The organism is Gemmatimonadaceae bacterium (assembly GCA_016720905.1).
In the GTDB taxonomy this organism is placed as follows: Bacteria; Gemmatimonadota; Gemmatimonadetes; order Gemmatimonadales; family Gemmatimonadaceae; genus Gemmatimonas.
The window spans coordinates 140,692-152,432 of sequence record JADKJT010000001.1 but is presented as its reverse complement, the minus strand read 5'-3'; the positions used below and the strand labels follow the sequence as shown (position 1 = coordinate 152,432).

8 protein-coding genes and 5 tRNA genes are annotated in these 11,741 nt (G+C 62.5%); 4 read left to right on the top strand and 9 right to left on the bottom strand.

Features of this window, described 5'->3' with window-relative positions; all coding sequences use genetic code 11:
• Window positions 1-15: 15 nt before the first annotated feature.
• The 3 genes from IPP90_00590 (at window position 16) to IPP90_00580 (ending at window position 2,551) form a co-directional block, all read left to right on the top strand.
• Complete coding sequence (locus tag IPP90_00590) at window positions 16-198, top strand: hypothetical protein (GenBank protein ID MBL0169210.1); 183 nt, start codon at window positions 16-18, stop codon at window positions 196-198.
• 458 nt (window positions 199-656) lie between these two features.
• Window positions 657-1,496 (top strand): PEP-CTERM sorting domain-containing protein, encoded by an 840-nt coding sequence (locus tag IPP90_00585; protein ID MBL0169209.1) that lies wholly within the window; start codon window positions 657-659, stop codon window positions 1,494-1,496.
• A gap of 131 nt (window positions 1,497-1,627) precedes the next feature.
• A complete protein-coding gene (locus IPP90_00580) occupies window positions 1,628-2,551 on the top strand; it encodes a hypothetical protein (protein ID MBL0169208.1) in 924 nt (307 codons plus the stop codon).
• A gap of 15 nt (window positions 2,552-2,566) precedes the next feature.
• Here IPP90_00580 and IPP90_00575 read toward each other — a convergent pair whose 3' ends face one another.
• From IPP90_00575 to IPP90_00535, 9 genes are all read right to left on the bottom strand, one after another.
• A complete protein-coding gene (locus tag IPP90_00575; protein ID MBL0169207.1) occupies window positions 2,567-4,024 on the bottom strand; it encodes a carboxypeptidase regulatory-like domain-containing protein in 1,458 nt (485 codons plus the stop codon).
• Window positions 4,025-4,097: 73 nt separating this feature from the next.
• The gene (locus IPP90_00570) at window positions 4,098-4,874 is read right to left on the bottom strand and encodes a DUF4397 domain-containing protein (protein MBL0169206.1); all 777 of its coding nucleotides are present in this window, start codon (window positions 4,872-4,874) and stop codon (window positions 4,098-4,100) included.
• A 7-nt stretch (window positions 4,875-4,881) separates the two neighbouring features.
• Window positions 4,882-6,453, bottom strand: coding sequence for a RagB/SusD family nutrient uptake outer membrane protein (locus IPP90_00565; GenBank protein ID MBL0169205.1), 1,572 nt, complete (start codon window positions 6,451-6,453; stop codon window positions 4,882-4,884).
• Window positions 6,454-6,455: 2 nt separating this feature from the next.
• Window positions 6,456-9,527 (bottom strand): SusC/RagA family TonB-linked outer membrane protein, encoded by a 3,072-nt coding sequence (locus IPP90_00560; GenBank protein ID MBL0169204.1) that lies wholly within the window; start codon window positions 9,525-9,527, stop codon window positions 6,456-6,458.
• 342 nt (window positions 9,528-9,869) lie between these two features.
• Window positions 9,870-9,943: transfer RNA gene (locus IPP90_00555), tRNA-Pro, on the bottom strand.
• 22 nt (window positions 9,944-9,965) lie between these two features.
• Window positions 9,966-10,039, bottom strand: a tRNA-Arg gene (locus tag IPP90_00550).
• A 96-nt stretch (window positions 10,040-10,135) separates the two neighbouring features.
• A tRNA-Val gene (locus tag IPP90_00545) sits at window positions 10,136-10,209 on the bottom strand.
• A gap of 91 nt (window positions 10,210-10,300) precedes the next feature.
• Window positions 10,301-10,373, bottom strand: a tRNA-Gly gene (locus IPP90_00540).
• A gap of 86 nt (window positions 10,374-10,459) precedes the next feature.
• Window positions 10,460-10,532 (bottom strand) — tRNA-Ala (locus IPP90_00535).
• A 245-nt stretch (window positions 10,533-10,777) separates the two neighbouring features.
• On the opposite strand from IPP90_00535, the gene IPP90_00530 reads away from it, so the two are divergent.
• Window positions 10,778-11,665 carry an RNA polymerase sigma factor RpoD/SigA gene (locus IPP90_00530; GenBank protein ID MBL0169203.1) on the top strand — a complete coding sequence of 296 codons (888 nt, stop codon included), beginning with the start codon at window positions 10,778-10,780 and terminating at the stop codon, window positions 11,663-11,665.
• Window positions 11,666-11,741 lie beyond the last annotated feature (76 nt).

Below are 11,741 nucleotides of genomic sequence, written 5' to 3'. Positions count from 1 at the left end.
TTGTGAGGCCATTCCATGCCGTTTTTCAGCTATTCCGCCAACGCCGACTGGCTGCTGCCGCTCATCAAGCTGCCACTGTTCCTGATTTCGCTGGTGTTCAAGGCGATCTATGTCATGGGACCCATCGGAAACGTGCTGTGCGTGGCGATCATCGTTGGCTTGTTTGCGCGGAACCTGATGCAGCCAGCCAAGGCCTGAACGAAGTTCGCGTTGGCGATTGTCGACGGCCCGCGGCGTTTGCGCTGCGGGCCGTTTTCTGTCGTGGGTGGCCGAACGGCTGTGAACCGCCGGGTGCGCAGAGGACGCAAGGGAATGCCACCGGCACTTTTCCGCGACGCGCCACCAAACTTTGAACCGCGAAGGTCGCGAAGATCGCCAAGGACTGGAAGGGTCAACTTCGCGAACTTCGCGAACTTCGCGAACTTTGCGCGCTTCGCGGTGGAATCCACTCAATTTGACGTGTGCGCGGGTGCTCTACACCTGAGGCGACGCCACCGCAGGCGACAGCAGTCAGGACCGCTGTTACTCCGTCGAAAGGGGTAGAAAAAGTCCGACACAGGAATGGGGAATCGCGACTGAGGGGCGTGGCGAGGTTTGTGCACTCCAATCGCGATGAGAACGTCCATTGGGGCCGTCCTCGTGATCCCGGAGACCAATTGAACCGAAAGCCATTTGCGTTTGCCATTGCCTTTGTCGCTTCCACTTTCGTCGCTCCGGCGATGCTTCATGCGCAGGTCGTGACGACTGGCCAGTGGAACACCATGGTTGCTCCCACCAAGGACGGCACGCCCTTCTGGGACGGCGCATCGTCGGACAATGTGAACGGATCGAACTGCAATGTCGGGTATTTCCTGCTGAACCAGTCGGGCGCCGGTTTCGGGCCATGCATCAACGAGCATCCCACCGACGCGTTTGTAAACGCCAACGCGGGCCGACTCGGCTACACGGGAAACAATCCGAACGGTTCATTCCTCAGTGGCTCGAATGTGAACACCTCGGCGGGTTTCGCCTTCAAGGCGGGCACCTATCGACTGGAGTTCCTCGCCAACATCTCAGGCTTCGGGCCGTCCGGTCAGGAACTGTGGGCGTACTCGGGACCCTCCAGCGCACCACTGCAGGTGCAGCAGCTCTACGCGGTGGGGTCGTATCCGGACGCCGTGACCAGCGTCTTCAACGTGACGTTCAACACCGAGTGGTATCTGGGCGCGCGCACGGCGGAAGTCGGGCATCCGTGGATGTACAGCAACTCCGTGGCGACGCATTATGCGCTGTTCAGCGAGCGCGCCGTCGGGAACGTGAGTGAGTTCGGCCGATTCTGGGTTGGATTTGGCGACACGCCATCGGGCGGAGACAACGACTACAACGATCTCATGCTCCAGGTCCAACAGGTTCAGCAGATCCAGTCCGTGGTGCCGGAACCTTCCACGTGGGCCTTGATGGTGTTTGGCCTGGGTTCATTGGGACTGGTGTCACGTCGTCGGCAACGCAATCGCTGACGCCAACGGTCGTCGCTGAGCGTAGGTCTCCCCCCGCAATGACGTGAGTCGTTGCGGGGGGTAACGCATACCCTTGCTGACCGCCTGCGCCTGTCGCATGCTGTGGTATGCGACTGCGACTGATTTCGTTCTTGAGACCCGCTGCGGCCGTGAGCGCGCTGACGGCGAGCGTGTTGATGCCGACGCCATCCGCCGCGCAGGTTGCCACACCACCGGCCGCCGCCCAGAACCCGTCGCCGATGGCGGAGTTCACGCGCGCCCACCAGCGTCTCACGCGCCGGGCACTCGACGGCACCACACGCGCCTTCGCCGGCCCGGCGGGCAAGCCCATCGAGGTGTTCATCCCTCGCCAGGTGCGAACGCGCGAGCCGTTCGATCTGGTGGTGCATTTCCATGGGGACGCGTGGCTTCCGCAACAGGCAGTTGCCGCGCTCGGCAATCATCCCGTGGCCGCCGTCGTGAATGTCGGCACGGGTTCAGGCATATATGACCGTTCGTTCTCGGATCCCGCGGTGTTCGATTCGCTGGTCGCGGGCGTTACTCGGGAGGTGATCGCTACCACGACAAAGCCGGCCCGCGTTGGCAGCATTACGCTGGTCGGGTTCTCCGCCGGTCACGGCGCCGTGCGCGCCATCCTTCGCCAACCGCGCCACTTCACCGCCGTCACCGCAGTGCTGCTCATCGATGGCATGCACACGTCGTACGTGCCCGAGGGACGGGTGTTGGCAGTTGGTGGCGCGCTGGACACCACGAATCTGGTGGCCTTCACCGAGTTCGCCCGTGCCGCCATGCGGGGCGAGAAGCGCTTTCTGGTCACGCACTCGGAGATTTTCCCGGGGACGTTTGCCAGCACCACCGAAACGTCCGACTGGATGCTGGGCGCATTGGGATTGCATCGCACCCCGGTGCTCCGCTGGGGCCCCCGCGGCCTGCAACAGCTCAGTGAAGCACGCGCTGGTCGCTTCGAAGTTCGCGGTTACGCCGGGAACTCAGCGCCCGATCACGTGGACCAGTTACACGCGATGCCCGAGTTGCTGGCGCGGTTGTTGAGGTGATGTCGCGGCCACGCGTTACTTCGTCCAGAATACGATGCTGCCGCAGTCGCCCAATCCTGGCTGGAACTGCGCCGGTGCCTGACTCTGCGAATAGACTTCGATGCCGAGGATGTCGCTCGGTCGCGCAAACGCGTCGATCTCCGAGGCGTTGAGCCCGGTCATCAACGTCCCGTTCAGATACACCGCCGGCTCACACCGGTCGGAGAAGATGCCGCGCATGTAGATCTTCTGATCGAGATCGCTTCCGCCGTCGAGATAGACGCCGGGCATGTTGCGGAAGAGGTCGGAGGTGGCGAAAACCTGTCGCCGCACGAGGTCCGCTGCGGTCACGAAGCGGCCAAGTCCCGACCGGCTGCGTTCGCGAAAGCCTGCGAGGTTGCTGAACCGATCGTAGTTGGCAATCACCTTCATGGTATCCAGCACCGACTTGAACGTGGCCAGTGCCACGCGCAGCGGAGGCGCGCTATCGATCACATCCACCGCGCTGCGCTCCGGATAGTAGCCAACGGCGCGTACTTCCAGCGTGCGAGTGCCAGCCGGTGCGTTCACCATCGCCCACTCGCCGCGCTCATTGGTGCGCGTCTGCGGGCCATTCACAATGGACACCTGGGCACCAGCCAGCGGCTGACCGCTGCGTTCTGCTGTTACGGTGCCGCGCAACAGGCCATTCCCGGTATTCACGCGACGCACAGCCAGCGAGTCTGTCGGCTTTGCCTCGGCAATGACTGTCTGCGCGGCACCCAGATACAACTCCCGTCGGAGGAATCCGTCGGCCGGAACCTGCACGTCGATGAAGTCCGTGCTGTCGGCACCGCGACTGGCCATCAGCACCATGGCACCCGGGCTGGGCACGTCGCAGATGGCGAACCATCCGCTTTCCTTGGTGGTGGTGACCCGTCGCGGGCTGCGTCTTACGACACCCTCTCGACCGATGGACAACTCAATCCACTCTGCCACAACTTTGACGCCCGACAGGGGCGCAAGACTCTGCGCATCGCGAACGAATCCCATAGCAACTGCAACAGGTCCTTGCGGCGACGGGAGTCCGCATATCGCGGCGCGAAGCCGTGTGGGGGACGGCGTGGCGAGGTCGACGCGCGCGCTGCGCTGGCCGGCTACTGTCACTGCCCGCAGCACGGGTTCGAGTCCAAGCGAGTCGAGTATCGCGTGGAAGAACCCCAGCGTGTAGCGGCCGTCCGGAACGTTGGGGAATACAAACTCACCCAGGGAATCCGACAGCACCGTTTGACCAAACGTCTGCGCGCTGTCAGCGCCAACGAGCTGCACCAGAGCGCCCACCAGCGGTCGCCCCGCGATACTGTCGCGCACACCGCCACTAACGGTGGCGCGCGACACGCCGGCGGGAGTGCCGGGATTCTGCGTCGGCTGCGCGAGCGCGACCGGCGCGGCGCACACCAGCGCGACCACCAAACGCGCAAGTACTGCGGGAGACCGGCGTTTTCGCGTGCTCACATCATGCCTCGAGTGGACATCTAGGAAAAACGAACGCACCCCGGCAGGCGCCAGGGTGCGTTCTGAACAGCACTTACCGATTTGCCGTATTGTCGAGAAACGGTCGGTTGGTGGCCGTGGTTGAGGTAACCGTGATGTCGCCGCGCGCGCTGATGGTGTACACCTTGCCGGCCGACAACGACACAGCGGTTCGGGCGATGGCGTTGGTGGTTGAGCCCGCCGTACGGGTGCTCAGGTCGTACACGCCATTGGGCACCGACGTGAACGCGCCGGCCGCCTTGTAGGCCACCGCGGCGCCCACCGCAACTTCGGTGAGCGTGGTGGTGTTCTTGGCGTACATCGTCATCGGTTGGGAGTTGGAAATCGCGTTGACGAACCGGACATACGCCACCGTGTAATCGATGGCCGCGTCGAACGGATCTTCTACCACGAATCCCTCGACAGTCTTCGCGGTGGCGTCGTAGAACCCGCTCACGTAAACCGAGTAGGCCTTGCCGTCCGCCAGAGTGCCTGGAACCGTCGCGACCGTCAGGTCTTTATCGACCGTAGCCGCAATCTTGCCGATAAAGCTGTACTGCCCCGGCGTGAGCGCCGAATAGAAACCACCCGACCCCACACTGCCGTACGAAACGCCGGTCAATGCCTCAACACCCGTAGCAGATGTCGTGGCCGTGACCTTCGCCGTATTGGCGTAAAAGTTTACCGACGGGGCGTTCACGCCAAAGTTGAAGAACTTGACGCGTGCGCCCGGAAGGGCACCGGTGATATCCTGAATGCCGCCGCCTTCTGTGTCGCACGAGGCCAGCGCGAAGGCGCCGAGCAGGATCGCAATCGATCTGAAAGTCTTCATCGCTGGGTTACGGTTGAGTGATCCAGAGCGGCTTGGTGTGGTAATCCAGTGCGAGTCCGCCAACGGCGTCCAGGCCCGCACGGTTCCACACATACTCCGAGTTAAATCGCGGCCGGATACGCTGGACGATCTTCCCGCCATTGTCCGGATACAGCGTGGTGGGCGGGGCAAAGCCGGGGAATACCTGTCGGCCGCCCACCGGATCGATGTCGGTGTAGTGGTAACGACGGAGATCCATCCAGATTTCGTTGTGTCCCCAGCCCCACTGCGCGATGTACTTCTGCGACATGATGTGCGTCAGCGTCAGACCGGCGGGTGTAGCCGGTACGATGGCGGTGTTGGCCAGGAACGCCGACTTTTCCGACGCCGTGATTGGCGTGGGCGTCTGACCGTTATCGACGTTGCGCGCGTTCACGAAGTCGATGTGTGCCGAGATACCCGTGGTGTACGCCTGCAACGCGCCAGCGAGATCGCCCAGCTTGTACGACGCTTCCGCCTTGATGAACTGCAACTGCGCAAACGTCATCAACGGCATCTTGGCCTTGTCGTCGAACAGGTAGCGACCGGGCAATTGCAGTCCGCCCGTGCCCGCGTAGCCGTAGAAATTGTTGGGCTGCTGCGCCGTACTCAGCGCCCCAAAGCCCACGACATTGATGTCGAGACCCCGGAACACGCCATCAGGTGCCGGCGCGATCATCCGGCTGAGTCGGGGATCGACCACGCCGCCAAACTGCGTGCCATTCAGCAGGCCCACCACAAACTGCGTCGGTCGGTACGACGGCAAATTGCCGCGTGTGCGTCCGAAGAAATTGATGTCATCGTTTTGCGTGTTCGGATACGTGAGCAGCGGATCATCCGCGTTGCTGAGGAACGACAGGTTGACCGCCGCAATCACATCGGCCGGCTTGTAGGTGGACTTGTTGGAGAAATGATTGAGATTCAGCGCCAGCATGCCGTACGCCAGCTTCAACCACTTGGTGCGATCCCCGCCGTAAATCTTGTCGGTGCGCGCCAGGTACGTCTGGTCGACGGCACCGTCGGTGCGTTTCAGCAGGACGATGGCTTCGTTCAGCAGCTTCTGGATTTCCGTGTAGGCGTATTCCTGGCTGTCGTAGTTGAAGCTGAACTTGGACTGATCGATGGCCTCCTTCACGATGATCTCACCGTGCAGGTCGGTGGTCACCTGCCAGCCCCACGCCTTGAGCAGTTTGGCCACGCCCAACAGGTCCCAGCGTTGTTCGGCTTCAGCCAGTTTGGTCATGTCCACCAGATTCTGCCCCAGCGTCCAGTACACGTCGCGCCACTGCTGCGCGCCGTTGTCGCTGGACGGGTCGTAGCCCATGCGGTCCCAGGTACCGAGACTGGTACCGGGCAGCGTCCATTCCTGGTTGTACCGGCCCACGAACCGCGCATCGTACTGCGGCGCCGTCACCATCCAATGCAGCATCGGTGCCAGATACAGATTGGCCGAGACGGTCTGTGGCCCGTTGGGATTGGTGTTGACGTCGAGGAAATCCTTGCAGCTGGTGGTGGACAACGCGAGCGTCGCGGCCAGCAGGACGTTGGAAATCTTCTTCATGGTCAGTACCCCACCTTGACGCCGAACGCGAACCCGCGCGGCATTGGGAAGTTGCCGTAATCGATACCAGCGGCGCCTGAGCCGCCCACAGCTGCCGTGTTGCCGTTCACGATGGGGTCGAGGCCGGAGTAGTTGGTGAACAGGAGCAGGTCGGTGCCGGTGAGGAACACGCTGGCGTCCCGGGCCTTCAGGTACTTCCCGGGAAGGACATAGCGCACCGTCACGTCACGGAGCCGGACCCAGTTGATGTCTTTCTCGATGAACAGCTCTTCACTGATGTTGGTGTAGTACGAGGTCTGCACCGCCGGAATGACCACGATGCTGTTCACGGTCGGCGTGGCCGAGTTTTCCTTGCCGTCACGCAGCACGCCGTCAATGACGCGCGGCTTGTCGCGATCCAGCGTACGGGTGCTGAGGCCGCGCGCGGTCAGGAACTGCTCCGTGGCGTTGAAGACATCGCCGCCCTTCCGGATATCGATCAGGAAGTTCACGGACAGGTTCTTGTACCGGAACGTGTTGGTCAGGCCGATGGTGTAGTCGGGCTGGCGGTCGTACCCGGCATCGATGAAGCTGGTGGACCGCAGCGGAAGTCCCGTGGTGGGATCGATCAGCAGCTTGCCCGCGGTATTCCGCAGATAGAACAGCCCCGTCATGGAGCGCGTGGACAGCCCCGGCGCCGTGCCGTTGCGCACATTGCCGAACAGCCAGGTGTCGGACACGTACGACTCCGGCAGGGCATTGGGCAACGCGAGCACCTTGCCCCGCGCTTGCTCGAAGTTGGCCAGCACGTCCCACGAGAAGTCACGCGTCAGCATGGGCTGGCCGCGCAACGAGATTTCCACGCCCGTATTTCTGGTGACCGCGCCGTTCAGGTTGAACAGGATGAAGCCGGTGGCGTAGCTGCCGCGGATGTCGTTGACAATCTGATCCTTGGTCTGCTTGCGGTACGTGGTGATATCAAGGCCGAGCCGGTTGTCCAGGAAGCTCAACTCCGTGCCCACCTCATACGACCGGGCAAACTCCGGTTTGAGGTCCAGGTTGGGGCCGGTGAAGCCGTATCCGTATCCACCGTTGGACGTGGTCTTGTACTCGAGCGACGGCCGGTACGCATATGGCCGCGCGTCTTTACCCACTTCCGCGTACCCACCGCGCAGCTTGCCCGTCATGAAGCGGCCGACAGCCGGGAACGCGTCGGAGAAGACGAAGCTGCCGGTGATGGAGGGATAGAAGAACGAGTTGCGTTCGACGGGAATGGTGGACGTCCAGTCATTCCGGCCGGTGATGTTCAGGTACAGGTAGTCCTGGTAATTCGCCGTGAGCTGTCCGAACGCACTCACCAGCCGGCGCTGCGACAGGAAGGTGCGATTGGTGCGAACGTTGGTGTTGTTGATGGAGACGAAGTTCGGATCGAGGAAGTCCTGACCTTTCAGCGCGTTCGTCTGCGAGCGCGCGTCGGAAATGGCGTTGCCGATCAGGCCGCGGATGCCGAAGCTCTTCGTGAACTGGTGGCCGTTGAAATTGAGCAGCGTCTGCGCATTGAGGTTACGCGTGACGTCGGCCGCAATGTCGAGAATGCCGTTGTAGGTGTTGCCGTACACGCTCTCGGGATGCCGCAGGATCGTGTTTTCGTTGGTGTAGCTGTCCGAACCGATGTTGGTGCGCAGGTTGCCCCACGAGAACGGCGTCAGCACGAGGCCGATGTTCGAGATCAACCGGTTGTTTCGGGAGTTGATCCGGTTCTTCTGGACATTGAAGTACGGGTTATCGGTTTCGCCCGAGGCCGCCAGCAGGGTCACGCGGCGCCGGTTACCGGCGGGCGTGAGGTAATCCGAGGCATTGTCCGTCTGTGGCCACAGCAACAAGCCGATCAGCGGACCATTGTCGCCTTTGTAGGCCTGGTCGTTATCGGCGATGGTGTACTGCATGGACAGGTCGGTCTTGAGCCACTTCGTGATCTGCGCGCCCGAGCGGCCGGTCAGGTTGATGCGGCTGTACAACGAGGTGGGAACCACGCCCTCCTGATTGTCGGCGGCGACGGCCAACCGATAGTTGACCTTGTTGTCGGCCGACCCACCGCTGAACGCGAGATTATGCGTCTGCGTGAACGCGGTCTGGAAGAAGCCCGCGATGTTGTCGTAGAACTGGGTGCCGGAGGCATACGGACTGCCGAAGTACGAGAACGATCCCTGCGCATTGCCGGAGATCGACGTCGGACCATACGTCCGTTGCATCTCCGGCTGGGTTCTCGTGTTCTCGAGCCGGAATCGGTTGTTGTATTCCAGCCCGCCCGTGCCCGCTTGACCGCGCTTGGTGGTGATGACGATTGCGCCGTTGGCCGCGTCAATACCGTACAGGGCCGAAGCTTCCGGGCCTTTCAGCACCACCATGCTTTCGATGTCTTCCGGGTTGACGTCGGCAGCGCGGTTGGTGAAGTCGACCCCGCGATTGCTGAAGGCCGTCAACGATCCGGGCGCATCGGAGGCCAGCACGCCCGTGTTGAGCGTCTTGTTGTCCATCGGCAGGCCGTCGATGATCATGAGCGGCTGATTGCTGCTGCTGATGGAACTGACGCCGCGAATGGTGATCGACGATGAGGCGCCGGGGACGCCGGACGTGCTCACCACTTCGACACCGGCCACGCGGCCCTGCAGCGAGTTGATGAAGTTCTGTCGGCCCGTTTGCGCGACGTCGGCACCCATGACGGTCTGTTGCGACGTGCCCAGACTGCGCTTGACCGCGGTCTCGCCGAGCGCGGTCACGACCACGGCGTCGAGATTGGCGGCATTCTTCTGGAGTTGCACGCTGATGACGTTGTCGGCGCCCACGGTGCGCTCCACCGGGGCGTACCCGATGATGCGGAACTGCAGCACCTGGCCGACCGTGACGCGAATGGTGTAGTCACCATTGGTGTTGGTCTGGGTACCGCGGCCCGCGCCTTTGACGACGACCGAGACGCCGGAGAGGGGGACGCTGGCATCGCGCGTGACTCTGCCGGTCACCGTCTTCTCTTGCGCCCATGCCTGCGTGGCAAAGAGGAAGGTGCCCATCAGCACCGTGAGTATTCGTTTCTTCATCATGCACTGTACCGGAGTGTGGTAAGCAGCAAGTCAGGTTCGAGCGACAAGCATGCGGCATTGGTCGCCCCACATCGACCCAGCGACCGTGGGCGCACAACAGGGCGCAACGTTAGCCCTGAGGGATGGGGCTGTCAAACGAAAACGGGAGGAGCGGTGCCACATCGCGCACCGGGTTTCCAGGGCCAAAATCGCACTACAAAAGTCTGGACGTTGTCAGGGAATCACCGACGGAAGCCCGCACCGACGGTGGTCGATACGGAGTACGTCACGGAGATTCGGGTGCAAACGAAAAGCCCGACAACGAGGTGACTCGTTGCCGGGCCTGAATTTTTCGTCAAATCGGGGCGACTGGATTCGAACCAGCGACCTCCTGCTCCCGAAGCAGGCGCTCTACCGGGCTAAGCTACGCCCCGTGTGACGACCGCAGTGGAAAAACGCGCCTGGAAGGACTCGAACCTCCAACCTTCTGATCCGTAGTCAGATGCTCTATCCAATTGAGCTACAGGCGCACTGCGCACCTCTCTGCCGTTCCCGGCAGCCCTGCCACTGCGGACCCGCAACGTAGTGAGTCGGCACCGCCGACGCTACGGTCCCACGGTGTTCGATGGGTCGTACAAGACTCGAACTTGTGACCTCCACGATGTCAACGTGGCGCTCTAACCAACTGAGCTAACGACCCGAACTGCACCCACCGCAGACGGAGCCCGCAGACGGAGCACTGCACACGGTGGCGACATCGCTTGCTGCCTGACACCCTCAAACTGCAACAGAGCGGGAAACGGGACTCGAACCCGCGACCCCAACCTTGGCAAGGTTGTGCTCTACCAACTGAGCTATTCCCGCAGACCTGCCCGGCTGCCAAAGCAGCCGGAACCGGACCGTCCGAAGACGCGTTACACCTGCACCACGTCAAACAAACCGCACCGGGATGGAGGCGAGGGGAATCGAACCCCTGACCTCTTGAATGCCATTCAAGCGCTCTCCCAACTGAGCTACGCCCCCGGGCGCAACGCCCCCGCCAGGGAGACCCCAAAGGGGCCCGCCAGCGAGGGCGTCAGGAACCGCGCAGTCTAGTCGGGTGTATGTCCCTCGTCAAGCAGAAGGCGCCGCGCCGACCTAGCGGTTTTCGTCAGAAGGCGTAATCTTGCATGGCTCCCCGATTCCGGGGACCTGTGCACCACCAAGTGCTGAAGCTTCCCCGTTACTTGTTCGAGGACGATGTCCCGTCCCGAGGACCATAGAATCTCATGACCGACGTCAAGCGGAAGCGCCGTCGCGCGGCCCCCGCGGGCATCGCGCCCTCCGAGCCGGAACGCGACATCCTCGACCAGTACCTCTATGAGGTCAGCACGTACCCGCTGCTCAAGGGTGCTGAGGAAATTGAACTCGCCAAAAAGATTCGCGCCGGCGATCAGGACGCGCTGCAGGAGCTGGTCAAGCGCAACCTGCGTTTCGTCATTTCGGTCGCCAAGAAATATCAGAATCGGGGTTTGCCACTCATCGACCTGATCGGTGAAGGCAACGTGGGTCTGCTCACGGCCGCGCGAAAGTTCGATCCCGACCAGGGCGTCAAGTTCATTTCGTACGCCGTCTGGTGGATTCGTCAGGCCATCCTGTCGTCGCTGGCCCGTCAGGGCCGCACGGTGCGCGTGCCGCTCAATCGCACCGCCGATCTGTCGCGCATCATCAAGGCCTCGGAAATCCTCCGACAGAAGTTGCGTCGCGAACCGTCGCCGGAGGAGCTGGCGCAGGTGACCGGCCTGTCGGTGGACGTCGTGCAGTCGCTCGCCGCGCTCAACACCGGCGACGTGCGGCTCGATGCCCCCATGGACCCCGATGGCGATCGGTCGCTCATCGAGCGGTTCGTCGCCGACGAAATGCCCGACACGGAAGAAGAAGCGATGAATCGCTTCCTCACCGACGAGATCGAGCAGGCGCTCTCCACGCTGCCGCCGCGCGACGCCAAGGTGCTCCGACTGTACTTCGGCCTGGAAGGCGGACGCGAGCATACGCTGGAGGAAATCGGCAGCATGCTGGGCGTCACCCGTGAACGGGTCCGCCAACTGCGCGACCGGGCCCTCAAGCGGCTCCGCGAGGGCGATGTGGGACGGGCACTGTCCAGCTTCGCGGCCTGATTACGACACAGCAGAGGTCGGTCCTTCGGGACCTGGCGGTCACATGAAGGTCGTCTGTCGGAGAGGAGCGGGATGC